Consider the following 23,829-nt stretch of genomic DNA (forward strand, 5'->3'; position numbering starts at 1 on the left):
GTTCGCCGTCGTCGGCGGCGGGGCCGGGAGGGGCCATGTCGACGCGGTGGCGGGCGTCGGCGGTGAGCGCGGCGACCTGTGCCTGCTGGGAGCGGTCGAGGGAGTCCTCGGCGAGCGCGGCCGCGATGAGGGCGTCGGCGTGACTGAAGCTCTCCTGGGCCCACATCAGGTCGGTGACGGCGGCGGCCTCGGCGGTGGCGGGCCCGTTGTCGAGGGAGCGGGTGGTGCTGGCGTAGAGGCGGATGCCCTGCCCGATCGCGGTGGTGTAGACGGTGAGGGCGTCCTCGGCGGAGCCGGGTTCGGCGAGGTTCTGGGCGCGCAGCTCCGTGACCTCCGTCAGGGAGGTGAAGAAGTCCTCGGCGAGGGGTTCGGTGTCCGGGTCGTCCCGGTCTGCGATGGTGCCGCGCAGGTCCTGGACGGGGGCGAGCGCCTCATCGGTGCGCGAGACCGTGTCGGACAGGGCGGCGCGGCCCTCCTCGGCGGGGTCGGCGAGGTAGGCGGCGCTCAGGCGGCGCTCCTCCTGGAGGAGGGTGAGCGCCTCGGCGAGCCTGATCCCGGCGCGGCCGTCGCCGACCGAGGAGCGCAGTGACACGGCCTGGACGAGTGTGGCCGTGCTGAGGACGACGAACAGCGCCAGGAAGGTGATGCTGGGGATCAGTACGATCCTGTTGATCTGAGCCCTGATGGCACTGCGGCCGGTGCCTCCCGTGTTCCCCATTGCCTTCCTCCCACGGACTGGTCGCGGGCGCCTGGCGGACGTGGGTCGCACCGCACGACGCGCGGATGCGCCGAAAGTGCCGCGCGCCGAGGGGGCGTCACGGTTCGCACAGGGCAGACCACGCCTGGTGCCCGCAGAATCAGGACGCTACCGCACTCTCACGGCGGGTGCCGGGCGAATTCCAAAATGGGTGTGACGTGGGAGCGGGGGCCGTGGACGCGGTCGCCGTGGGGGGACCCGCGAACGCGTACGGGCGCGACGCCCCCGGCGGGGTCGGCGCGCCCGTGCGTGGCTGCGGCGGGGCTCAGGCGGTGAATGCCTTGCGGTGTTCCTCGATGTCCGAGCGCAGCTTCTCCAACTGCTCGGCCACGCGCACGGGGGCGGTGCCGCCCTTGTCGGAGCGCGACGCCAGTGATCCGGACACGCTGAGGACCTCGCGCACGGCCGGGGTCAGGTGCTCGGACACGGCTGCGAGGTCGTCGTCGCCCAGGTCGGGCAGGTCGATGCCGCGCTCCTCGCACACGCGCACGCAGGCGCCCGCGATCTCGTGCGCCTCCCGGAAGGGCACGCGCTCGCGCACCAGCCACTCGGCGATGTCGGTGGCCAGGGAGAAGCCCTGCGGGGCGAGTTCGGCCATCCGGTCGGTGTGGAAGGTGAGGGTGGCGACCATGCCGGTCATCGCGGGCAGCAGCAGGTGGAGGGTGTCCACCGCGTCGAAGACCGGCTCCTTGTCCTCCTGCAGGTCCCGGTTGTAGGCCAGCGGGAGCCCCTTGAGGGTGGTGAGCAGCCCGGTGAGGTCGCCGACGAGGCGCCCGGCCTTGCCGCGGGCGAGTTCGGCGACGTCGGGGTTCTTCTTCTGGGGCATGATCGAGGAGCCGGTGGAGAAGGCGTCGTCGAGGGTGACGAAGGAGAACTCCTTCGTCGCCCACAGGATGACCTCCTCCGAGAGCCGGGACAGGTCCACGCCGATCATGGCGGTGACGAAGGCGAACTCGGCGACGACGTCGCGGGAGGCGGTGCCGTCGATGGAGTTGTCCACCGAGTCGGGGAAGCCCAGCTCGGCGGCGACCGCGCCGGGGTCCAGCCCCAGGGAGGACCCGGCCAGCGCGCCGGAGCCGTAGGCGGACACCGCGGCGCGGCGGTCCCAGTCGCGCAGCCGCTCGACGTCGCGCACCAGGGGCCAGGCGTGCGCCATGAGCTGGTGGGCGAGCAGCACGGGCTGGGCGTGCTGGAGGTGTGTGCGGCCGGGCATGGCGGCGTCCGGGTGGGCCGCGGCCTGGTCGGCCAGGGCCCGCACCAGGTCCAGGAGCTGGTCGGCGATCTGACGGGCCTCCTCCCGCAGGTACATGCGCACGAGGGTGGCGATCTGGTCGTTGCGGGAGCGCCCGGCGCGCAGCCTCCCGCCCAGTTCGGTGCCGACCCGCTCGATGAAGCCGCGCTCCAGGGCGGTGTGCACGTCCTCGTCCTCCAGGACGGGGGTGAACGCCCCGGAGGCCACGTCGGCCTCAAGCCGGTCCAGGCCCTCGATCATGCGGTCCAGCTCGTCGGCGGTGAGCAGACCCGCCCGGTGCAGTGCGCGGGCGTGGGCACGCGATCCGGCGATGTCGTGGCGGGCCAGGCGCCAGTCGAAGTGGGTGCTCAGCGACAGGCGCGCCAGGGCCTGGTCGGGGCCGCCCTCGAAACGGCCTCCCCACAGGCGCAGCGCCTCGGGCTGGTCGGCCATGGTGGTCTCTCCTTGACGTGTGGTGCGGCGGTGCGGGGCCACTGTCCCGTACCGCTCGGGTGCTACGTGCGCGGACGCGGGGCCCTGCGGTCCCGGCGGGGCCCGTGACGTCCTCGCACGAGGTTACGGTCTGCGGTCGGCCAGTCGCAGGAGGGCTGCGGCCAGGTCCTCTCCGCCCTGGGGGTCGCGGGAGATGACCAGGATGGTGTCGTCCCCAGCGATGGTGCCCAGGATGGTGTGGAAGTCGGTGTGGTCGATGGCCGAGGCCAGGTACTGGGCCGCACCGGGCGGGGTTCGGACGATGACCATGTTGGCGGAGGCCTCGGCCGAGACCAGCAGGTCCTCGGCGAGCCGGGTCAGGCGCGCGCCGGAGACCTGTTCCAGGTCGAGGCTGTCGGGGCGGGTGCGCTGGAGGCGTTCGCCCCCCTCCCCCGGCAGCACGTAGACCAGGTGGCCGTCGGCGGTGCGGAGCTTGACGGCGCCCAGTTCGTCCAGGTCCCGGGAGAGGGTGGCCTGGGTGACCTGGACGCCCGCCTCGGACAGGCGCCTGGCCAGCTCGCCCTGGGACCTGACGTCCTCTCGGGTGAGGACGTCGGTGATCCGGGCGTGTCTGGCCGCCTTGGTCATCGGTGCCGTGCCGCCGTTCTCCGCCGTCATGGGTGAAGGGCCCCGGGGTTGTCGCTGGCCTCGAGCAGGAAGGCGAGCAGCGCCTTCTGGGCGTGGCGGCGGTTCTCGGCCTCGTCCCAGACCACGCTCTGCGGCCCGTCGATGACCTCGGCGGAGACCTCCTTGCCTCGGTAGGCGGGCAGGCAGTGCAGGACGATCGCGCCGGGGTGGGCGGTGGCGAGCAGGTCGGCGTCGATCGCGTAGGGGCGGAAGGGGGCCTCGCGGTCGGCGGCCTCGTCCTCCTGGCCCATGGACACCCAGGTGTCGGTGGCCAGGACGTCGGCCCCCCGGGCGGCCTCGCGGGCGTCGGCGGTGACCGTGACCGACCCGCCGGTGGTGGCGGCGATCTCGGCGGCTCGCGCGACCACCGCGGGATCGGGTTGGTGTCCCTCGGGTGCGCCGACGCGCACGCGGAGTCCGGCGGTGGCGCCGCCGAGCAGGTAGGAGTGGGCCATGTTGTTGGCGCCGTCGCCCAGGTAGGCGAGGGTGAGTCCGGCCAGGTCGCCCTTGTGCTCGCGGACGGTCTGGAGGTCGGCCAGGATCTGGCAGGGGTGGAACTCGTCGGTGAGGGAGTTGACCACCGGGACGGAGATGTGGGCGGCCAGGGTCTCCAGGTCGCGCTGGGCGAAGGTGCGCCACACGACGGCGGCGACCTGGCGTTCCAGGACTCGGGCGGTGTCCTCCAGGGGTTCGCCGCGGCCCATCTGCGTGCTGGCGGTGTCCAGGACCAGGGCGCTGCCGCCCAGGTCGGCCACGCCCACGGCGAAGGACAGCCTGGTCCGGGTGGAGGGCTTGTCGAAGATCAGGGCGACGGTGCGCGGACCGGCGAGCGGCCGGTGGCCGAAGCGGTCCTTCTTCATGTCGTCGGCGAGGTCGAGGACCCGGGCCTGTTCGTCCGGGGTCAGGTCGTCGTCGCGCAGGAAGTGGCGGGTCACGGCTACTGCTGCTCCTTCGTGGCTGCGGCCTCGGCGGCGTCCAGGATGGTGGGCAGCGCCTCGATGAACAGGCCGATCTGTTCGGGTGTGATGACCAGGGGCGGGGCGATCCGGACCGCGTCGGGCGCCACGGCGTTGACGAGGAAGCCGCGGACGGCCGCCTGTTCCTGCACGTGGGCGGCGTGCGGCGCGGTGAGCTCCAGGGCCCGCCACAGCCCGCTGCCGCGCTGTCCGGCCATCAGGGGGTGGTCGATGGAGTCGATCTGCTCGGCGAGCAGGTCGCCCATGACGGCGGTGTGGGCGAGCAGGTTCTCGCTCTCGATGGTGTCGAGGACGGCGAGGGCCGCCGCGCAGGCCACCGGGTTGCCGCCGAAGGTGGAGCCGTGGTCGCCCTTGGCGAAGGCGTCGGCGTAGCGGCCGAAGCCGACGCAGGCGCCGATGGGCAGGCCGCCGCCCAGACCCTTGGCGAGGGTGAGCACGTCGGGGCGCACGTCCTCGGCCTGGTGGGCGAACCAGCGGCCCGTGCGGCCGATGCCGCTCTGGATCTCGTCGAGGACGAAGGCGGCGCCGGTGTCGTCGCAGATCCTCCGGACTCCGTCGAGGTAGCCCTCGGGGGCGGGGACGACCCCGGCTTCGCCCTGGGTGGGTTCGGTGAACACCGCGACGCAGTGCTCGTCGACGGCCTCGGCGAGGGCGTCCAAGTCGCCGTGGGGGACGAAGCGCACGTCCATGCCGTAGGGGCCGAAGGGCTCGCGGATGGCGTCCTTGCCGGTGAGGGCGAGGGCTCCGGAGGTGCGGCCGTGGAAGCCGTGGGACGCGGCGACGAAGTAGTGGCGGCCGGGCCCGGCGGCGCGCTTGACCAGTTTGAGCGCGGCCTCGTTGGCCTCGGTGCCCGAGTTGGCGAAGAAGACCTTGGCGTCGCCGCCCACCAGGGCGATCAGACGCTCGGCGAGTTGGACCTCGCGTTCGTGGACGAACAGGTTGCTGGTGTGGGCGAGGGTGGCCGCCTGGTGGGCGACCGCCTTGACCAGGGCGGGGTGCCCGTGTCCGAGGCTGGAGACGGCGATCCCGGCGATGAGGTCGAGGTACTGGCGGCCGTCGGCGTCGTAGACCTCGCAGCCGCGCCCGAGGGTGAGGGCGACGGGCGGGACACCGTAGTTGGGCATGAGCGAGGCCGCGAAGCGCTCGCGCAGGTGGGAACCGCTGGTCACTGTGCGCCTCCTGCGTTGGTGACGGTGGTGTGGTTGCCGCGCCAGGGGCGCGGGGTGTGGCCGTTGCCCGCGAGCAGGGCGGCCTCCAGCTCCTCGTCGGCGACCATGGTGCCCACGCCCTGGTCGGTGAAGACCTCCAGGAGCAGGGAGTGGGGCACACGGCCGTCGATGATGTGGGCCTGGGGGACGCCGCCCTCCACTGCGTGCAGGCACGCCTCCATCTTGGGGAGCATCCCCGACGACAGGGAGGGCAGCAGAGCGCGCAGTTCGTCGACGTTCAGGCGGCTGATGAGCTCGGTGTTGCTGGGGTAGTCGGCGAACAGGCCCTCGACGTCGGTGAGCACGATGAGCTTGCTGGCGCCCAGGGCCACCGCGAGGGCGGAGGCGGCGGTGTCGGCGTTGACGTTGTAGACGCCGCCGTCGTCGGCACGGGCGACGCTGGAGACCACGGGGACGCGGCCGTCGTCCAGGAGCGCGGCGACGGCTCCGGGGTCGACCCCGGTGATCTCTCCGACGCGGCCGATGTCGACGGTCTCGCCGTCCACCTCGACGGTCTTGCGCACGGCGGACAGCAGGTTGGCGTCCTCGCCGGACATGCCGACGGCGAAGGGGCCGTGCTGGTTGACCAGGCCGACGATCTCGCGGTTGACCTGGCCGGTGAGGACCATGCGGACGATGTCCATGGCCTCGTCGGTGGTCACTCGCAGCCCGGCGGTGAAGGTGGACTCCACTCCGGCGCGTTCGAGCTGGGCGCTGATCTGGGGGCCGCCGCCGTGCACGACGACGGGGCGCAGGCCCGCGTAGCGCAGGAAGACGACGGACTCGGCGAAGCGGGCCCGCAGTTCCTCGCTGATCATGGCGTTGCCGCCGTACTTGACCACGACGGTGCGGCCGTGGAAGCGGGAGAGCCAGGGCAGCGCCTCGATGAGGTGGGCCGCCTTGTCCAGGGCGTGGGCCCTGTCCGGGTCGTCGGTGGTGTGGGGTGAGCGCGCGATCATGAGTTCTGGGCCCGGTCGTGGTCGGTGGCGGGGGTGTCGGCGCGAAGCTGGGTGGCCAGCTCGGCCAGCACCTCGGTGAGCAGTTCGGCGAGGTCGTCCTCGCGGGGGGACGTGCCGCTGGCTCCGCTGGCCATGAGCAGCACGGTGTCGTTGGTGGCCGCCAGGGGGGCGAGGGAGGCGGCGACGGCGTCGGCGAGCAGGCGCCGGCACTGGTCGGCGGTGACGTCGGCGTCGGTGGTGAGCACGCACAGCGCGGTGGACAGGGAGGCGTCCGGGCCCTTGGCCATGGCGCCGACGGTGTAGCCGTCGCCGCGCCGGAAGGCGATCTTGGCGACGGTGTCGGTGGTGCGGATCGCGTCGGCGGCGTCCAGTCCGCCGCCGCGCGAGGCCTGGGCCAGGGCGGCGGTGACACCCCGGAGCAGGGCGCCCGAACCGCTGCGCCTACCCGCGGGGCCGGCGGAGCAGAGCACGACCTCGGCGGCGGAGTCGTCGAGCAGGTCCGCGGTGTGCTCGGCCGCGGCGTGGACGTCCTGGAATCCCGTGTCGCCCCCGCCGGAGTCGATGACGGCGGCGCGCACGCGTTCGCCGGAGAGGACCTGCTGGGACCACAGGACGGGGGCGGCCCTGTCCTCGGCGGCGGTGAAGACGGCTCCGGCGGCACGGGAGGGGCCGTCGTTGACGACCACGGCGACGTCCCGGACGCCGCCGTCCCCGAGTCCGGCGGCGACCCCGGCCGCGCGGAAGCCCCGGGGCGCGGTGACGCTCACGGGGCGACCGCCGCGAGCGGGAGGCCGGTGTCCTCGGGCAGGCCGAGGGCGAGGTTGGTGCTCTGGACGGCGCCGCCCGCGGTGCCCTTGGTGAGGTTGTCCAGGGCGGCGACGGCGACCATGCGGCCCGCGTCGGGGTCTACGGTGACCTGCACGAGGGTGGTGTTGGCGGCCAGTGTCATGGCGGTGCTGGGCCAGGTGCCCTCGGGGAGCAGGTGGACGAAGGGCTCGTCTGCGTAGGCGGTCTGGTAGGCCGCGCGGATCCGCTCGGCGGTGACGCCCTCCTTCAGGGGGGCGGTGCAGGTGGCCAGGATGCCGCGGGGCAGCGGGGCCAGGACCGGGGTGAAGGAGAGCCTGACCGGTTCGCCGGTGACCGCGGTGAGGTTCTGGACGATCTCCGGGTTGTGCCGGTGGGCGCCGCCGACCCCGTAGGGGCTGAGGGCGCCCATGACCTCGCTGCCGACGAGGTTGGGCTTGGGGGCCTTGCCCGCGCCGGACGTGCCGGTCACGGCGACGACGGTCAGGTCGGGTTCGACGAGCTGCTCGGCCAGTCCCGGGAAGAGGGCCAGTGTGGCGACGGTGACGTGGCAGCCGGGGACGGCGACGCGGCGGGCTCCGGTGAGTCGTTCGCGCTGTCCGGGGAGTTCGGGGAGACCATAGGGCCAGGTTCCGGCGTGGGGGGTGCCGTAGAAGCGTTCCCAGGCTGCGGCGTCGTGGAGGCGGAAGTCGGCGCCGCAGTCGACCACGAGGGTGTCGTCGCCGAGCTGCTGGGCGATGTCGGCGGACTGGCCGTGCGGGAGGGCCAGGTAGACGACGTCGTGTCCGCGCAGCTCCTCGACGGTGGTGGGCGCCAGGGTCCGGTCGGCCAGCGGCAGCAGGTGCGGCTGGTGCTGGATGAGGGGCGTCCCGGCGTTGCCTCCGGCGGTGACCGCGCCGATCGAGATCTCGGGGTGTCCCAGGAGCAGGCGCAGCAGTTCGCCTCCCGCGTAGCCGCTGGCTCCGGCGATGGCCGCTGTGTGTCCCATGGTGGTGCCCCCTGATCAGTTCGACTGAACTATCATGCACTCACATGCAAATGTATGCAACCAGATCGGCCGAGGCCCCTCCCGATGTGGGCGGGGTCTCGTCAGGGGGCCGTCCGACTGCCCGGTGCGCTCGGGACGGCGCGGACCGGCGCAGTCGGCCCACACCGTCCGGTGCTGTTCGTCGGACAGCTACCGGACCCCGTCGCCGCTGGTGACCTCGATCCGCCTACGAGGACATCCCCTGCCCCTCAGCAGCCCCGTCGCACGGACTCAGCGCGAGTGGTGGCGGCGGGCTCGTTCCACCGGCAGGGGGCACGGCGCATGGTCTCCCGCGCGTCCGCCGTGTCACCCGGCGCCTGGGAACAGAGTTCCTCCCAACCGTTCGCCGCCCCGTTCGCCCGTGAAAGGGACTTCCCATTCGCCGCCCCCGGCGGTGGGGCGACACGATCTCCGCCATCTCGGTGCGCTGCTGGCCCGCCTCGGACCCGCGCGGCGCCGGGTCAACGTCGCCCCTCCGTCGCAGGCGCAGTTCATGCGCGACGGGACTCGGCGGGCTTGGGCTTGGTGAGCCCGGAGAAGGGCGCCTCGGGAATCATGGTCATGACGTCGAACGCACTTCGGATGCCACGCGCTGTCAGGGGGAGCCGCGGACCGCTTCAGCGGCCCGAGATGCGGGTGGCGATCCCGGCCAGGCGCGAGGTGTGCGCCTTGTCCTCGGTCCGCGACTCGCGGCGGTCGGCGCTGCGGTACAGCCCGTGGATGACCTGCGTGCCCACCCAGCGCAGGGGTTCGGGCTCCCAGCCGCGGTCGTGGTGCCCCACCCACGGCAGGCGGGTCAGGTCGGTCTCACGGCGCAGGACCAGGTCGCGCAGGGTGCGCCCGGCCAGGTTGCTGGCGGCGACTCCGCTGCCCGCGTAGCCGCCCGCCCAGCCCAGGCCGGTCTCGGTGTCCAGGTGAACGGTGGGGCGCCAATCGCGCGGCACCCCCAGCACACCGGACCAGGCGTGCTCGACCGGCACGTCGGCCACGTCGGGGAACATGCGGGTGAGCGCCCGCCACAGTTCGGCGATGGCCTGCGGCTGGGTGGCGCCCTCCTCCTCCTGGGCCGAGCCGAAGCGGTGCGGGACGCCGCGTCCGCCGATCGCGATGCGGTCGTCGGCCGTGCGCTGGGCGTAGACGTGGGAGTGGGCGGTGTCGCCCAGCAGCTCCCGGCCCTCCCAGCCGATCTTCTCCCACAGTTCGGCGGGAACGGGCTCGGTGACGATCATCGAGGAGTTGACCGGCTGCCAGTCACGGCGCTGGCCGCGAAGGGTGGAGGTGAAGCCCTCGGTGGCGCGCACGACGTGGTCGGCGTAGACGGTGCCGTGCGCGGTGACGACCGCCGGGCGGGCCGCGCCCTGGCGGGGGCGGATCTCCTCCACCTCGGTGCCCTCGAAGACGGCCACGCCCAGGTCCTCCACCACCCGGACCAGCCCCGTGACCAGCTTGGCGGGCTGCACCCGGGCGGCGTGCGGGGAGTAGGCGCAGGCCACGGCTCCCGACACCGACAGCCGGGGCTCGCGCTCGCCGTCGAGCAGGTGGATGTCGTCGGGCCAGTAGCCCCACTCCTGGAGGTACTCGATGTCCTCGGCCAGGCGCTGGCGCTGGGCGGCGTTGGTCGCCACCAGGCGCATACCGCCGCGGACGACGTCGGCGTCGACGCCCTCGGTCTCGGCGACTGAGACAACCTCGGTCACGGTGTCCATCATCGCCCGCTGCAGGGCGACCATCGCGGCCTTGCCGTGTGACTGCGCGTAACGCTCGCGGGAGCCCGCGAACTCCGCGGACAGCCACCCTCCGTTGCGGCCCGAGGCGCCGAAACCTGCGAACTCACGTTCGACCACCGCCACGCGCAGGTCCGGCTGCTCCTTCTTCAGGTAGTAGGCGGTCCACAGGCCCGTGTACCCGGCTCCGACCACGCAGACGTCGTAGTCGGCGGTGCCGGGCAGGGGTGCGCGGCGCTCGGGGAGCCCGGTCTCGCGGAACCAGAAGGAGACGCCTCCGTTGGCGAAGCGCGAGGACCGTGGAATCGCTCTCATCTGCGCGGCAGTGGTGAACAGTCCCATGATTCCCCCCGAAAAACTGTGCGCTCACGGTCCACCCCGCGGGACCCACGAACTTCCGCCAACCTACACGGGAACAGCGGTCGGTGGGATGGCCTCCCCGCATCCGGGTCCGGTGGCGCACCGGCGGAGCGCGAATTCGGCTACCGAGAGTTCCGAGGTGAACGCGCCGTCAGCAGCAGGAGCTGTCACGGAGCGTACGCGCGATGGCGGCGAGTCGGCGCACACCGTCCTCGCCGAGCGGGCCCAGGACGTGTTCGCGCAGCCGCTCGACGTGTCTGGTGCGCGCCTGGCCGATGAAGTCCAGTCCACTGTCGGTGAGGACGGCGTAGACGACCCGGCGGTCCGAGGCGCAGTTCTCCCGTTCCAGATAGCCCTCGCGCTCCAGGCGGTCCGCGAGCTTGGTGAACCCGCCCGTGCTCAGGCTGACCTCACGGGCCAGGCGGCTCATGGGCAGGCGGTGGCCGGGCGTGCGCTGGAGACGTATGAGCACCTCGAACCACGGCCCGGCCATGTCCTTGCCGTCCGGGGTGATGCCGCCCAGGAGCTTGGGCTGGACGACGTTCATGGCCTCGTGGACCAGCCCCCACGCGGTGATGAGGTCGTCGTCGCTCGTGGCGCCGCCCGCCCCGCTCGCCCTGCCCGTGGCCTCCATCGGCTCTGTGGTCATGTCCGTTACCCGTTCCTCCCCGGGCGGACGCCCACGCGCATCTCACCCACAAGAAATATCTTCCCAGTAAATTTTACTCGACGCGGGACGTTTCGCCCAGTGGATTTGTCCCGAACACGTCACACCCGGCGCGCGGAGTCACGCACCGGGTCGGGAAGTCGGCTGCGGGAGGCGGTCGGAGGAAGGCGGCCTCGGAAGGGGGTTTCCTCCACGGGGCCCCGCCGGGGACACGGCGGGGCCCCGTGGTCAGTGCCGGGCCGCGACCGCGTCCAGCGCGGCCGCCAGGGTGGACACCATGTGGTCGATCTGCTCCCAGGTGATGATGAGCGGCGGAGAGACGAGCAGCGCCGTGGGAATCGGACGTACGATCACGCCGCGCGCCCGCGCCTCGGCGAACACCTCCTGGGTGGTGATCCCGCGGCCGCTCAGGGCCTCCTCGGTGAGCTCCACCGCGCCCATGACGCCCAGGCCCGAGCGGACCTCGGCCACCATCGGGTGGTCGGCCAGACCGCGCAGGGCGCCGTCCAGTTGGCGCTCGATCTCCAGCGACACCGTGAACAGGTCCTCGCGCTCCAGGATGTCCAGGTTGGCCATCGCCGCCGCGCACGCCGTCGGGTGCCCGGCGTAGGTGGTCCCGTGCAGGAACGGGTTGCCCTCGCCGTTGTAGAAGGGGTCGGCCACACGTCCGCTGACCACGACGCCGCCCAGCGGCAGGTACCCGCTGGAGACGCCCTTGGCGAAGACGATCATGTCCGGGTCGACACCGAAGCGCTCGATGCCGAACCAGTTCCCCATCCGGGCGAAACCGCAGATGACGCTGTCCACGACGAACAGCACGCCGTACTTGTGGCAGATCCGCGACACCTCGGCGAAGTAGTTCTCCTGCGGCAGGAAGACCCCGCCCGCGCCGACCACCGGTTCGGCGAAGAAGGCGGCGACCCGCTCGGGGCCGACCCTGAGGATCTCCGCTTCCAGGGCCTCGGCCGAGTCGTGGGGCACCACGGAGGTGTCCTCGACCAGCTTGCCGTAGCCGCTGCGGAACCGGTCCATGCCCGAGATGCTCGTGCCGAACCCGTGCAGACCGTGGTAGCCGCCGGTCCGGCTGATCAGGTGGGTGCGCGCGGGCTGGCCGGTCACCGCCCAGTACCGCCGCGCCAGCTTGGCGGCCGTGTCGATGGACTCCCCTCCCCCGCAGGTCAGGATCACCCGCGGGTCTGCCACCGGGGCGTGCGAGGCCAGACGCTCGCACAGTTCCACGGCGGGCCCGTTGGCGAAGTCCCCGTAGACCGTGTAGGCGTCCAGGGTGCTGATCTGGCGGTGGACCGCGTCCGCGATCTCGGTGCGGCCGTGGCCGACATTGCAGTACCAGAGGCTGGCCGTGCCGTCCAGGTAGCGGTCGCCGGAGGTGTCCCAGAGCCATACGCCCTCGGCTCGGGCGACCATGAACTCCGGACCCCTGACCACCGTGTTCATATCGCAGAAGGTGTGCCAGAGGCGACTGGGCTCCCGCTGTTGCGTGGGAGCGAGTGCGGACGAGACAACCGTTTCGGTCATATGGCGACCTCCGAGCCGTGTCATGCGCGAGAGCGCAGTGGAAAACTCAGGTTGATCCAGCCTGCACACGGGCGCCCGTTGTTGGCAGGTGCTTGCAGGCTAAGCGTGCGACCCGCCTCACAGCAAGAGCCAAAACGAAGATCCATGCCCCGAAACACAAACTTCATGCCGGCTACCCTCGGGGGTCAGCGCCAAAACCCTTACTGGGCTGGAAGAACTCGCCGAAAAACAATCTGGCATCCGGGCCCGCCGGCGGAGCTTTCACCGACACGTCTGGCGTGGCGTGACGGTGTGCGACCTCCGCGCCACACACGGCGCGCGGTCCCGCGCGCACACGGGGGCGGGGCCGGCCACCCCCGTACTCGGCAAGTGACCGGCCCCGCCCCGGCCCGAACACGCGCGCCTCGGCCGCGCGGAACGGTCCTCCGCGTCAGCCGCGCAGGACGGCCCCCGTGCGCTCGGTCGCCCGGGCGACGGCCGAGTCGCGCGCCGCTCCGGCCTCCTCCGCCGTCAGCGTCCGGTCGGCGGCCCGGAAGCGCAGGGCGAAGGCCACCGACTTGCTGCCCTCGCCGACCTGGTCGCCGGTGTAGACGTCGAACAGGCGCACGCTCTCCAGCAGTTCACCGGCGCCCTCGGCCAGCGCGTCGCTGACCCGCCCGACCGGCACCGAGGAGTCCACGACCAGGGCCACGTCCTGCGTGGCCACCGGGTACGTGGAGATCTCCGGCGCGGTGACCGGGGTGCGGGCCCGCTCGATCCGGTCGAGTTCGACCTCCACCGCGGCCGTGCGCTCGGGCAGCCCGAAAGCCTGGACGGTGCGCGGGTGCAGCTCTCCGGCGTGGCCCACGAGCAGGCGCTCGCCGTCAACGCGCGCGTACAGCGCGGCGCAGCGGCCCGGGTGCCACGGGGCGTGCTGGTCGGCCTCGACCTCCAGATCGACCCCGGCTACGCGGGCGACGTCGCGCGCGGTCTGGATCGCGTCGGCCCAGCCGGCCTCCCGGCCCGGGCCCCACCATCCGGCGCGTTCGGCGTTGCCGGAGATCACCGCGCCCACCCGGCGCGGCTGGTCCGGCAGGGCGGCCTCGATCCGGGCCAGCTCCTCGGCGTCGGGCCCGCGGTCCACGGCGAGCATGGGCGCGCGGGGGGCGCCGGGCCTGGGCCGGTAGACCAGGCCCGTCTCGTACAGGGCCACGTCGGTGAACCCGCGGCCCGCGTTGCGCGCCAGCGCCTTGAACAGGCCCGGCAGCAGCGTGGTGCGCAGCAGCGGCTCGCCCTCGTTGAGCGGGTTGGCCAGGCGCAGGACGACGCGGCGGTCGTCGTCGGCCGCCAACTGCAGGCCGTCGAGGTCGCGCTCGCCGACGAAGGGGTAGTTCAGCACCTCGTGGAAGCCGGCCCCGGCAAGGGTGCGGCCGACCGCGCGGCGCAGGCGCTGGCTCGCGGTCAGGCCCCGGCCCGAGGCGCGCGGGCGGATCGAGGGGATGTTCTCGTAGCCCTCGAAGCGGATGACCTCCTCGGCGAGGTCGTTGGGGTCGGTGATGTCGGGTCGCCAACTGGGCGGAACGACCTTCAGGAGGTCCCCGTCGGCCTCCACCTCGCAGCCGACGGCGCGTAGCCAGCGCCGCGTGGTGCCCTCGGGGTAGTCCACCCCGGCGACGGCGCCCGCGTGGGAGGCCAGCACCGTGACCGGCTCGCGCGCGGCGGTGCGGTCCAGGTGGGTGTAGGCGGTCTCGACGGTGGCCCCGCCCAGCTCCGCGAGCAGCTCGACCGCGCGGGTGGCGGCGGCCAACTGCACGGCCGAGTCCACGCCCCGCTCGAAGCGGCGGGAGGATTCCGAGGACAGCTGGTGGCGCCGCGAGGCGCGGGCGATGTGCATGGCGTCGAAGTGCGCGGCCTCGATCAGCACCTCGGTGCTGTTCAGGGAGATCTCCGTGGTCAGGCCGCCCATGACCCCGGCGATGTTGACCGGGCCGCTGTCGTCGGCGATGACGATGTCGTCGGTGTCCAGGGAGCGCTGGACGTGGTCCAGGGTCTCCAGCTTCTCCCCCGCCTCGGCGGCGCGCACCCGCAGGGCGCCCCGCAGTCGGGCGCGGTCCCACGCGTGCAGCGGCTGGCCGAGTTCGAGCATCACGTAGTTGGTGACGTCGACGGCCAGGGAGACGGGGCGCACGCCGCACTGGTGCAGGCGGCGCTTCATCCACAGCGGGCTGGGCGCGTCGGGGTCGAACCCGGTGGCGCCGCGCAGGACGTACCGGTCGCACAGGGCCGGGTCGATCTCGGCGGGGTGGCCCGCGCCGCCGGACTCGGCGACGGCGACGTCGGCCGGGTCGTGGAAGTCGACGCCGTACAGCGCGGCGGCGTCGCGGGCCACGCCGCGCAGGGACAGCGCGTAGCCGCGGTCGGGCGTGACGGCGATGTCCAGGACGTCCTCGCGCAGGCCGAGCGGTCCGATGGCGTCCTCGCCCACCGCGCCGAAGCCCTCGGGCAGCACGATGATGCCGCTGTGGTCCTCCCACAGGCCCAGCTCGCTGGCCGAGCAGATCATGCCGGCCGACACCCGGCCGTAGGTCTTGCGGGCGCCGATCCGGAAGCCGCCGGGCAGTTCGGCGCCGGGCAGGCAGACCACGACCAGGTCGCCCTCGGAGAAGTTGCGGGCGCCGCAGACGATCTCCTGCGGCTCGCCGGTGCCGTTGGCCCCGCCCACGTCCACCCGGCAGTAGCGGATGGGCTTCTTGAACCCGGTCAGCTCCTCGATCTCCAGCACGCGGCCGTACACGATGGGGCCGGTGACGTCGGAGCCGAACTCGTCGACGGTCTCGACCTCCAGGCCCGCCAGCGTGAGGCGGCCGGCGAGTTCGCGGGCGGTGGTGCCGACCGGGAGGTCGACGTACTCCCGCAGCCAGCTCAGGGGGACGCGCATCAGTTCTCACTCCCGAACGCCGAGGTGAAGCGGATGTCGCCCTCGACCATGTCGTGCATGTCGCGCACCCCGTGCGCGAACATCAGTGTCCGTTCGATTCCCAGTCCGAAGGCCCAGCCCGTGTAGACCTCGGGGTCCACGCCCGCGGCGGTGAGCACGCGGGGGTTGACCACGCCGCAGCCGCCGATCTCGATCCAGCCCTCGCTGGAGCAGGTGCGGCAGGGCGCGTCCGGGTTGCCCACGGAGGCGCCCCGGCACACGAAGCACTCCATGTCGACCTCGGCGGAGGGCTCGGTGAAGGGGAAGTAGGAGGCGCGGAAGCGCGTGCGCAGCCCCTCGCCGAACACGCCCTCGACGTAGGCGTCGATGGCCCCGCGCAGGTGGGCCAGGGTGACGCCCCGGTCCACGACCAGGCCCTCCAACTGGTGGAAGACTGGGCTGTGGGTGGCGTCGAGCTCGTCGGTGCGGAAGGTCTTGCCGGGCGCGACCACGTACACCGGCAGTTCCCGGGAGAGCAGTGCGCGGATCTGCACCGGCGAGGTGTGGGTGCGCATGACCAGGCCGGACTCGCCCCCGTCGGGGCCCTGCACGAAGAAGGTGTCCTGCATGGTGCGGGCGGGGTGGTCGGGCTTGAAGTTGAGGGCGTCGAAGTTGAACCACTCGGCCTCGACCTCGGGGCCCTCGGCGATCTCGAAGCCCATGCCGACGAAGATGTCGGCCACGCGCTCGGCGACGGTGGTCAGCGGGTGGCGGGAGCCGCGCGGCGCCCGGCCCCAGGGCAGGGTGACGTCGACGCGCTCCTCGATGAGCACGCGCTCGTCGCGCTCGGCCTCCAGGACGGCCTGGCGGGCCTTGAGGGCCTGGCCGACGTCGCGCCGGGCGCCGCCCACACGCTTGCCAGCGTCGGCCTTGGCCGCGGGGGGAAGGGCGCCGATCTCCCGGTTGGCCAGGGCCAGCGGGGAGCGGTCCGAGGCGTGCGCGAGCCGGACCTCCTTGAGTTCGGCGAGGTCGGCGGCGGCCTCGACGGCGGCCAGCGCCTCCTCGCGCATGCGGGCGACCTCGTCGGGGTGCAGGGAGGTCACCTCGACGGGGTCGAAGGAATTGTTCGGTGCAGACATGGTTGGTTGCCTCGCCGCTGGCGTCCCCGGCTTGGAGGACGGGCGGCAGTCACGGTCCGCGGCGGGGCGGACGAAGCCGACAGGAAGAGCACAGGCGGATTTCGGGCGTGCCCGGCAGAGGACGTGTGTCGCGGAGCCCGGGGCACGCCGTTGCGCCCACCGGGGAGGCTGGAGGGTCTGAGTGCCTCAGACGAACTCGGGTGCCCCGGCGGGCATGGTAAATCGGAACTCCGCGCCGCCGCTGGGGGCGCGTCCGACGGTGATCGTGCCGCCGTGGGCCTCGACGAGGCCCTTGACGATGAACAGTCCGAGGCCGGTCCCGCCCCGGCGCTTGCTGCGCCAGAACTGGCGGAAGACGCGCGGAATGGTCTCGGGCGCTATGCCCTGGCCCTCGTCGCGCACCGACACCGCTGTTCCTCCCTCGCAGGGCTCGATCACCACACTGACAGTACCAGCGCCGTGCCGCACCCCGTTTTCCACGAGGTTGGACAGGATCTGCTCGATCTTGTCGGCGTCGAGCCACATGCGCGGCAGCTCCCCGCGGGTCTCGACCCGGAAGCGCTCCTCCGGTTCCCCGGAGGCGACGCGGCCGGCCACGACCCGGCGCACGGCGTCGGGCAGGTCCACCACCTGGCGGCGCACCTCCAGCCGGCCCGACTCTATGCGGGAGACGTCGAGCAGGTCGTGGATGAGGCGGGTGACGCGGTCGGCGTCGGCGTTGACCGTCTCCAGCATGAACAGCTTCTGCTTGTCGGTGAGCCGCTCCCACTTGGCGAGCAGGGTGGAGGTGAAGCCCTTGACACTGGTCAGGGGCGAGCGCAGCTCGTGGGCGACCTCGGAGACCAGGTCGGCGCGGGATCGCTCGGCGTGCGCGGAGGCGTCCCGGAGGGTGACGACCAGGCGGACGAGCTCTCCCCCGGGGCGGGCGCGCACGTAGCGCGCGGCGACGAGCACCTCGCGGTCGTCGGGCAGCAGGAGGGCGCGCTCGGCCTGGCGGACGCGGTCGCGCGCGCCGCCGTAGGGGTCGCTGGCCTGCCACCAGTCGTTGCCGTCGATGCCCAGGAAGGGCAGGACGGCGCGGTAGTCGCGGCCCAGGGCGGACTCGGCGGGTACGCCCAGGACGTGGGCGGCCTGAGTGTTGAAGAGTACGACGCGTCCACGGGAGTCGGCCACCACGACGCCGTCGGGCAGGTCGTCGGCGTGCAGCGGGGTGCCGCCCGCTCCGGCGGGCGAGCCGCCGTCGACCTCCCACAGGGCCGCGGGTACGCGGTCGCCCGCACGGGGTCCGGGAGCGTTCTCGGCGGGGACCTCCGCGACCGGTCCGGCTCCGTGCCCGGGCTCGTCCGGGGAGTCAGCGGTCCCGCTGTCCGAGTCCTCCGCCGGGTGGTCCACCTGCCGGCCGCTGCCCACGCCTCTCCCCGCTCCCCTTGAAGGTCCACGACCACAGGCTCCTGGGCCGAGGACCGCTGACCGGTCGTGTCCGCAACACCCGTGGACACCACCGCAGGTTGTCTACCCTGCACTTCCACCTGGTACGCCTCGCGGCCCGGGAACGGGCGCCCGACGACAGACGAGCGTACAAGCCCCCTTCGGACGCCCCGCCTCCCGGGAACGGGGATCACGGGCCCCGGCGAGCGGCGCGTGCTCACACCATGTCGTCAAGCCTGCCGGGTGGGGCAGGAAGGACACGGCGTCGCACCCGCGACACGGGTAGGCCGACCGGGCCCTACGCGCGACGCGCATGGACCCTCCGCGATCCCCAGGCCCCGACCCTATAGGCACGCGGTGCCGGTGCACGTGCGCTTCGGACGAACGCGGCACCCGGAATCCGCGCGGGCGCCGACGGCGGAACCCGCGCACGGGAGCGGCGCGAACGCAGCCAACCCATCACTCAGGGTAATCATTAGTGTCGTAAGCTGGGACGATACGAACTCGTCCGCTCCAACTCAGGAACGCCGCTGCTGCCGCGCGGTGGTGTAGAGACAGACCGCGGCGGCCGTGGCCAGATTCAGGCTTTCGGCCCCGCCGTAGATCGGGACGCTGACCGCGCCGTCGGTCAGGGCGACGGTCTCCTCGGGCAGCCCCCAGGCCTCGTTGCCGAAAACCCAGCCGACCGGGCCGTCCAGGTCGCCGCTGTCAGCGACGGCGTGCAGATCGCGCCGACCGCTGCCGTCCGCGGCCCACACCCGCGCGCCCACGCCGCGCAGGAAGTCGACGGCGCGCGCCACGGGGACGCCCACGACCACGGGCAGGTGGAACAGGCTTCCGGCGGAGGCCCGCACGCACTTGCCGTTGTAGGGGTCGACGGAGGCGTCGGTGAAGATGACGACGTCGGCGCCGGCCGCGTCGGCGGTGCGCAGCACCGTGCCGGCGTTGCCCGGGTCGCGGACGTGGGAGAGCACGGCCGCGAGGCGGACGTCGCCGACCCGGTCCAGCGGGACGTCGACGAACTCGCAGACGGCGATGACCCCCTGCGGGGTGACCGTCTGGGCCAGCTCCGACATCACGTCCAGGCTGACCCTGTGGGTGGGCACGTCCACCGCGCGGGCGGCGTCCACCAAGTCGATGTGGCGCTGCATGGCCTCCGCGGTGGCGTAGACCTCGACCACTCCGGGGGCGGCCCCTCCGTGGGGGGACCGCCCCCGGGCCCCGTCGACCGCGGCGGCCAGGGCCTCGCGCACGGCTTGCGGGCCCTCGGCTAGGAAGCGCCGCTCGCGTTGGCGGAAGGTGCGCTTGGCGAGCCGCCGAACCCCCTTGATCCTGGGTGAGCGGATGCTCGTGAACTCGTGGCTCGCCATCACCGCTCGCCTAGGCCGCGGCCTCGGCGGGGAGGGCCTTCTTGGCCGTCTCCACCAGGCTGGCGAAGGCGGCCTCGTCGTTGACCGCCAGCTCGGCGAGCATACGGCGGTCGACCTCGACGCCGGCCAGCTTCAGACCCTGCATGAAGCGGTTGTAGGTCAGGCCCTGGGCGCGGGCGGCGGCGTTGATGCGCTGGATCCACAGGCGACGGAACTGCCCCTTGCGGTCCTTGCGGTCCCGGTAGGAGTAGGTCATCGAGTGGAGCATCTGCTCCTTGGCCTTGCGGTACAGGCGCGAGCGCTGACCGCGGTAGCCGCTGGCCCGGTCGAGGACGACCTTGCGCTTCTTCTTGGCGTTGAGAGCCCGCTTCACGCGTGCCACTGGAACTCCCTAGTTGTCTCTTCCGGCGCGCGCGGCGCGCCGACCGGCCCGGCTGCGTCGAACCCGGCGGCCGTGTTGCTTCGGTGGTTCCCTCCCGGGGGCCGTCACCGCACCGGCCGTGGCCGGAGAGCGGGCGCTTCCGCGGAGGTGAGGGGCCCGGGACTACTTGCCGAGCAGCTTGCGCATGTTCTTGGCGTCCGCGGGGGAGAGCACGGCCTCGTTGCCCAGCTTGCGCTTGCGCTTGGAGGTCTTGTGCTCAAGGATGTGGTTCTTGTTGGCACGGCGGCGCATGATCTTGCCGGAGCCGGTGACCTTGAAGCGGTCCTTGGCCCCACTGTGGGTCTTGTTCTTCGGCATGTCGCCGTCGTCTCCTACTCCGTCGGAGTGCCACCCGCCCCGGGGGGCGGAGGACACGGTTCTTCCGCTGCTGTGTCGGGGACACCGCGCGCCGGTGCACCGCACCCGGGCCGTGCGCGCGCAACCCGTCCCACCACCCGGTCCCTGTCGGCGACCGGGCGGTGGGGAATCCCCGTCGCTAGGCGTCCGTGCTCTGCTCGCGGCGGGACTTGTCCCCCGCCGCCGCACGGGCCTCGGCCTTGTGCTCGGACCGCCGCTTGTGCGGGCCGATCACCATGACCATGTTGCGACCGTCCTGCTTGGGCTGCGACTCCACGGTGCCAAGGTCCTGGACGTCCTCGGCCAGGCGCGCCAGCAGTCGGCGGCCCAGCTCGGGCCGGGACTGCTCGCGGCCGCGGAACATGATCGTCACCTTGACCTTGTCCCCGCTCTTGAGGAACCGCACCACGTGACCCTTCTTGGTCTCGTAGTCGTGCGGGTCGATCTTCGGGCGGAGCTTGATCTCCTTGATGATCGTGTTCGACTGGTTCTTGCGCGACTCGCGGGCCTTGACCGCGGACTCGTACTTGAACTTGCCGTAGTCCATCAGCTTGGCGACCGGCGGACGCGCGGTCGGTGCGACCTCGACGAGGTCGAGGTCGGCCTCCTGGGCCAGACGCAGGGCGTCCTGCACGGAGACGATGCCGACCTGCTCGCCGTTGGGTCCGACGAGACGGACCTCGGGAACCCGGATGCGGTCATTGATGCGGGGCTCGGCGCTGATGAGACCCCTCCCTAGCTATGTCGGATTACCTGGGACCGGTCGCCCCCTGGTGGTGGACGGCCGTGTGGACCGGGCCGCCCTCGTCCGTCGGGCCGCCGGTCGCGTCGGGGTCCGCATACAGCGAAAACCCCGCCAGCGTTTGCAAGCGGGGTGATCCGACCGGTTATTCCCAGCGAGGTCGCGCGCGACCGGGCACCCCGGACACGGGTGCTCGGTCGACAGAACGCGGCGCGATCGATCGCCGGGCCGGAACCTGCGCGGGCGGTACCCGGCAGGTGGGAGGATCATCTCCGCTTGCGGCTCCGGTGTGGGACACACCGGACCAAGTCGATACCTCATCGTACCAGTGCCCGGAGCCGGTTCGTCCCACCCGGGCGGACGACCTCCCCGACCGCGCTCAGGCGGAGACGGAGCGGCGGGCCAGCTCGGCCTCACCGGCCGAGCGCATGGCCTCCACGGGCACGTCGTCCGCACCGGTCATCAGGCGGACCTGCTCGACGGCTTGGTGCAGGAGCATGGGGAAGCCGCCGACCACACGGCCGCCGCGCGCCGCGACGGCCGCCGCGGCGCGGGTGGGCCAGGGCGAGTAGACGACGTCGAACAGGTCGGCGCGCGAGGCGGCGAGCAGGTCGGCGTGGAGGTCGGCCGCGCCCGAGGGCAGGGAGGACACGACCAGGTCCACGTCCAGGTGCTCGTCCACCTCTGCGAGCGGGGCCACCTCCAGCGGGTGGCCCGTGCGGCGGGCCGCGGCGGCCACCTGGCCGGCCCTGGCCGGATCGCGGGCCAGCACGGTGACCGGCGCGGTCAGGCCGAGCAGGCGCAGCGCGACGAGGGCGGAGGCCGCCGTGGCCCCGGCGCCCAGGACGACCGCGCTGCGGGGGGCGCCGACACCGGCCTCGGCCAGGGCCGCGGTGATCCCGGCGACGTCGGTGTTGTGGGCGTGCCACTCCCGCCCCCGGCGGACCAGGGTGTTGGCGCCGCCCGCCTGGAGGGCCAGGTCGGAGACCGTGTCGGCCAGTTCCAGTGCGCGGCGCTTGAGCGGCATGGTCAGGGACAGCCCGGCCCACTCCCCGCCGAGTCCGGCGAGGAAGGGCGCGAGCTCCTCCTCGCCGCACTCGTGCAGGCCGTAGGACCACTCCTCCAGGCCCATCGCCGCGTAGGCGGCGGTGTGCAGCACCGGTGAGAGCGAGTGGGCCACCGGCGAGCCCAGGACGGCGGCGCGCACCGGTCCCATGTCAGCGTCTCCCTACCATTCGGCCTGGTTCTCGGCCACCATCTGGTTGTGCTCCTCCAGTGTGGTGGAGAAGCCGGTATGACCGTTCTCGGGGTCGACGAGCGCGAAGTAGAGGTAGTCCTCGTCGGCCGGCGCCAGGGCCGCCTCGATGGCGTCCAACCCGGGGGCCACGAACGGCCCGGCGGGCAGTCCGGTCATGCCGTAGGTGCTGTAGCCGCGCGGGTCGGCCTCGCAGGAGGCGCGCTGCTCGTTGTCGAGGAAGGTGCCCTCCTCGCCCAGCACGTAGAAGCACGTGCTGTCCATCTGGAGCTGCATGCCCTCCTCGAGGCGGTTGTGCACGACCGCGGAGATGAGGGGCATGTCCTCCTTGGTGCCGGTCTCGGCCTGGACGATGGCCGCGATCGCCATGATCTCGTTGGCGTCGTAGCCCAGCGCCTCGGCCCTGCCCTCCAGGTCGATCTCCTCGGCGACCTGGTTGTGCTGGGTGACCATCGTCTTGAGCACCGAGAGCGCGTCGGAGCCCGGGTCGAACCGGTAGGTGGACGGGAACAGGTAGCCCTCGGGCCCCTCGGTGGCGTAGTCGGGCAGGCCGAGTTCGTCCGTCTGGGCGTAGGCCGCGTCCAGGTCCTCCACGCTCAGGTCGGTGGCCTCGGAGATCCTCTCGAAGATGCCGTCGGTGCGCAGCCCCTCGGGGATGGTGACGCGCCCGCCGACACGGCTGGCCGGGTCGAGCAGGGCGGCCACGGCGGCCTCTCCGCTCATGCCCTGGGCCAGGGAGTAGGTGCCGGGGGCCAGCCCGGAGCCGAGCTCCTCCTCGGGGACGGCGTCCAGTGCGTTGAGGAACGCCCGGGAGCTGGCCACGACCCCGGCGTCGGCGAGGTTCTCGCCCACGACCGAGCCCGCGTCGCCCTGCTCGATGACGAACACGGTCTCGCCGCTGCCCTGGCCGTCGAAGTCGGCGGGCAGGACGTAGGTTCGGATGACGGCGTAGCCGCCGCCCGCCACGACAAGGAGCAGGACCAGGGCGAGCACGATCGTCAGGGCCCGGCTCCTGCGGCGGCGCTTCCTGCCGCCCTTGCCCGCGTTGGCGCGGGCCCTCTTGAGCTCCTTGGCCTTCTTGCGGCTGCTGCGGCCGCCCCCGTAGGCCTCGGCGATGTCGGCGAGGTTGGGCTCCTCGTACTCGTCCTCCTCCTCGGGCTCCTCCTCCGGCTCCTCGCGGCGGCCGCGCCTGCGGCGGCCTCCGCGCCGACCGCCGTCGTCGGCCGCGGACGCGCGGCGGGAGCGGCGGGGACGGGGCTCGGCCTCCTCCTCGGGGGCCTCATCGGTGAAGGACCCGGCGGGTTCCTCCCCGGGCTCCTCGTCATCCTGCGGGGCCTCCTCCACGCGGGCGCCGCGCCTGCGGCGCCCGCCGCGGCGACGGCCTCCCCGGTCCTCCTCCGCCTGCCCGCGGCGGGAGCGGCGCGAGCGAGGCTCGGGGTCCTCCTGCGGCTCCTCGTCGAAGTCCTGGGCCTCGAAGGCTCCGGAGTCGGGCTCCGGGGACGCGGCGAAGGCGTCGGTGCCGGGAAAGGCTCCGCTGTCGGCGGGAACGTCGGAACGCTCGTCCCGCGCGTCGCGGTGGGCGCGTGCGCGGCGGCTGCGCCGGGCGCGGGGTTCCTCCTCGACCGCGGCGAACGCGCCGGTGTCGGCGGAGCCGCTGACGCCGGGGAAGGTCCCGGAGTCGAAGACGCCGCTGTCCTCTGGGGCGTCGTCCAGGAAGCCGCCCGTCGGCTCGTCGTCGCGTCGGCCGCGCCTGCGGCGCGCGCGACGGCCGCGGGGCTCCTCCTCGGGGGGCGGAGCCGCGGCGGGGGGCTCCTCGGACGGGGCGCCGCGCCTGCGGCGCCCCGTCCGAGGA

Annotated in this window: 20 protein-coding genes; all 20 read right to left on the minus strand. The window is 73.0% G+C overall.

All coding sequences use genetic code 11. The features are described 5' to 3' along the window. The coding region (locus ABD54_RS15795) for a nitrate- and nitrite sensing domain-containing protein (RefSeq protein ID WP_047870253.1) at nucleotides 1-718 on the minus strand (718 nt) is incomplete at its 3' end. A 304-nt stretch (nucleotides 719-1,022) separates the two neighbouring features. After that, complete coding sequence (argH, locus tag ABD54_RS15800) at nucleotides 1,023-2,441, minus strand: argininosuccinate lyase (protein WP_047870254.1); 1,419 nt, start codon at nucleotides 2,439-2,441, stop codon at nucleotides 1,023-1,025. Nucleotides 2,442-2,564: 123 nt separating this feature from the next. Beyond that, entirely contained in the window at nucleotides 2,565-3,098 is a 534-nt protein-coding gene (locus ABD54_RS15805) for an arginine repressor (protein ID WP_047870255.1), read from the minus strand. After that, on the minus strand, nucleotides 3,095-4,042 hold the full coding sequence (gene argF, locus ABD54_RS15810) for an ornithine carbamoyltransferase (protein ID WP_047870256.1): 948 nt from the start codon (nucleotides 4,040-4,042) through the stop codon (nucleotides 3,095-3,097). Before argF ends, ABD54_RS15805 begins: the two co-directional genes overlap by 4 nt. 2 nt (nucleotides 4,043-4,044) lie before the next feature. Next, nucleotides 4,045-5,253 (minus strand): acetylornithine transaminase, encoded by a 1,209-nt coding sequence (locus ABD54_RS15815; protein WP_047870257.1) that lies wholly within the window; start codon nucleotides 5,251-5,253, stop codon nucleotides 4,045-4,047. Continuing rightward, nucleotides 5,250-6,251, minus strand: coding sequence for an acetylglutamate kinase (argB, locus tag ABD54_RS15820; RefSeq protein ID WP_047870258.1), 1,002 nt, complete (start codon nucleotides 6,249-6,251; stop codon nucleotides 5,250-5,252). The genes ABD54_RS15815 and argB overlap by 4 nt, the downstream gene beginning before the upstream one ends. Continuing rightward, nucleotides 6,248-7,018 carry a bifunctional ornithine acetyltransferase/N-acetylglutamate synthase gene (locus ABD54_RS15825; RefSeq protein ID WP_047870259.1) on the minus strand — a complete coding sequence of 257 codons (771 nt, stop codon included), beginning with the start codon at nucleotides 7,016-7,018 and terminating at the stop codon, nucleotides 6,248-6,250. Before ABD54_RS15825 ends, argB begins: the two co-directional genes overlap by 4 nt. After that, the gene (gene argC / locus ABD54_RS15830) at nucleotides 7,015-8,043 is read right to left on the minus strand and encodes an N-acetyl-gamma-glutamyl-phosphate reductase (RefSeq protein ID WP_047870260.1); all 1,029 of its coding nucleotides are present in this window, start codon (nucleotides 8,041-8,043) and stop codon (nucleotides 7,015-7,017) included. The genes ABD54_RS15825 and argC overlap by 4 nt, the downstream gene beginning before the upstream one ends. Before the next feature lie 656 nt (nucleotides 8,044-8,699). Then, on the minus strand, nucleotides 8,700-10,121 hold the full coding sequence (locus ABD54_RS15835; RefSeq protein WP_047870269.1) for an FAD-binding oxidoreductase: 1,422 nt from the start codon (nucleotides 10,119-10,121) through the stop codon (nucleotides 8,700-8,702). A gap of 196 nt (nucleotides 10,122-10,317) precedes the next feature. Then, on the minus strand, nucleotides 10,318-10,815 hold the full coding sequence (locus tag ABD54_RS15840) for a MarR family winged helix-turn-helix transcriptional regulator (protein WP_047870261.1): 498 nt from the start codon (nucleotides 10,813-10,815) through the stop codon (nucleotides 10,318-10,320). 246 nt (nucleotides 10,816-11,061) lie between these two features. Next, entirely contained in the window at nucleotides 11,062-12,288 is a 1,227-nt protein-coding gene (locus ABD54_RS15845) for an aspartate aminotransferase family protein (RefSeq protein ID WP_047870262.1), read from the minus strand. Nucleotides 12,289-12,799: 511 nt separating this feature from the next. After that, the gene (pheT, locus tag ABD54_RS15850) at nucleotides 12,800-15,286 is read right to left on the minus strand and encodes a phenylalanine--tRNA ligase subunit beta (RefSeq protein WP_047870263.1); all 2,487 of its coding nucleotides are present in this window, start codon (nucleotides 15,284-15,286) and stop codon (nucleotides 12,800-12,802) included. After that, on the minus strand, nucleotides 15,286-16,404 hold the full coding sequence (gene pheS / locus ABD54_RS15855) for a phenylalanine--tRNA ligase subunit alpha (RefSeq protein WP_047870264.1): 1,119 nt from the start codon (nucleotides 16,402-16,404) through the stop codon (nucleotides 15,286-15,288). The genes pheT and pheS overlap by 1 nt, the downstream gene beginning before the upstream one ends. Nucleotides 16,405-16,590: 186 nt before the next feature. Further along, nucleotides 16,591-17,814 (minus strand): HAMP domain-containing sensor histidine kinase, encoded by a 1,224-nt coding sequence (locus ABD54_RS15860; RefSeq protein ID WP_047870265.1) that lies wholly within the window; start codon nucleotides 17,812-17,814, stop codon nucleotides 16,591-16,593. 536 nt (nucleotides 17,815-18,350) lie between these two features. Beyond that, nucleotides 18,351-19,202, minus strand: a complete 852-nt coding sequence (locus ABD54_RS15865) for an RNA methyltransferase (protein WP_047870266.1) — start codon at nucleotides 19,200-19,202, stop codon at nucleotides 18,351-18,353. A gap of 10 nt (nucleotides 19,203-19,212) precedes the next feature. Beyond that, the gene (gene rplT / locus ABD54_RS15870; protein WP_082166841.1) at nucleotides 19,213-19,584 is read right to left on the minus strand and encodes a 50S ribosomal protein L20; all 372 of its coding nucleotides are present in this window, start codon (nucleotides 19,582-19,584) and stop codon (nucleotides 19,213-19,215) included. A gap of 162 nt (nucleotides 19,585-19,746) precedes the next feature. Beyond that, nucleotides 19,747-19,941, minus strand: coding sequence for a 50S ribosomal protein L35 (gene rpmI, locus ABD54_RS15875; RefSeq protein WP_013154086.1), 195 nt, complete (start codon nucleotides 19,939-19,941; stop codon nucleotides 19,747-19,749). 178 nt (nucleotides 19,942-20,119) lie between these two features. Further along, entirely contained in the window at nucleotides 20,120-20,704 is a 585-nt protein-coding gene (gene infC / locus ABD54_RS15880) for a translation initiation factor IF-3 (RefSeq protein ID WP_082166842.1), read from the minus strand. Between the two features lie 397 nt (nucleotides 20,705-21,101). Further along, on the minus strand, nucleotides 21,102-21,938 hold the full coding sequence (locus ABD54_RS15885; protein WP_200904120.1) for a shikimate dehydrogenase: 837 nt from the start codon (nucleotides 21,936-21,938) through the stop codon (nucleotides 21,102-21,104). Between the two features lie 12 nt (nucleotides 21,939-21,950). Beyond that, nucleotides 21,951-23,829 (minus strand): endolytic transglycosylase MltG (gene mltG / locus ABD54_RS15890; RefSeq protein WP_235432079.1); only part of this gene is annotated, 1,879 nt, incomplete at its 5' end.

This window comes from Nocardiopsis sp. RV163, assembly GCF_001029525.1.
GTDB lineage: Bacteria > Actinomycetota > Actinomycetes > Streptosporangiales > Streptosporangiaceae > Nocardiopsis > Nocardiopsis dassonvillei.

Excerpts from the sequence above, each read along its gene's own strand:
- argH (WP_047870254.1), bottom strand. The coding sequence starts at position 2,441 with ATGGCCGACCAGCCCGAGGCGCTGCGCCTGTGGGGAGGCCGTTTCGAG.
- ABD54_RS15805 (WP_047870255.1), bottom strand. The coding sequence starts at position 3,098 with ATGACGGCGGAGAACGGCGGCACGGCACCGATGACCAAGGCGGCCAGA.
- argB (WP_047870258.1), bottom strand. The coding sequence starts at position 6,251 with ATGATCGCGCGCTCACCCCACACCACCGACGACCCGGACAGGGCCCAC.
- argC (WP_047870260.1), bottom strand. The coding sequence starts at position 8,043 with ATGGGACACACAGCGGCCATCGCCGGAGCCAGCGGCTACGCGGGAGGC.
- ABD54_RS15835 (WP_047870269.1), bottom strand. The coding sequence starts at position 10,121 with ATGAGAGCGATTCCACGGTCCTCGCGCTTCGCCAACGGAGGCGTCTCC.
- ABD54_RS15840 (WP_047870261.1), bottom strand. The coding sequence starts at position 10,815 with ATGACCACAGAGCCGATGGAGGCCACGGGCAGGGCGAGCGGGGCGGGC.
- ABD54_RS15845 (WP_047870262.1), bottom strand. The coding sequence starts at position 12,288 with ATGAACACGGTGGTCAGGGGTCCGGAGTTCATGGTCGCCCGAGCCGAG.
- pheT (WP_047870263.1), bottom strand. The coding sequence starts at position 15,286 with ATGCGCGTCCCCCTGAGCTGGCTGCGGGAGTACGTCGACCTCCCGGTC.
- pheS (WP_047870264.1), bottom strand. The coding sequence starts at position 16,404 with ATGTCTGCACCGAACAATTCCTTCGACCCCGTCGAGGTGACCTCCCTG.
- ABD54_RS15865 (WP_047870266.1), bottom strand. The coding sequence starts at position 19,202 with ATGGCGAGCCACGAGTTCACGAGCATCCGCTCACCCAGGATCAAGGGG.
- rpmI (WP_013154086.1), bottom strand. The coding sequence starts at position 19,941 with ATGCCGAAGAACAAGACCCACAGTGGGGCCAAGGACCGCTTCAAGGTC.
- ABD54_RS15885 (WP_200904120.1), bottom strand. The coding sequence starts at position 21,938 with ATGGGACCGGTGCGCGCCGCCGTCCTGGGCTCGCCGGTGGCCCACTCG.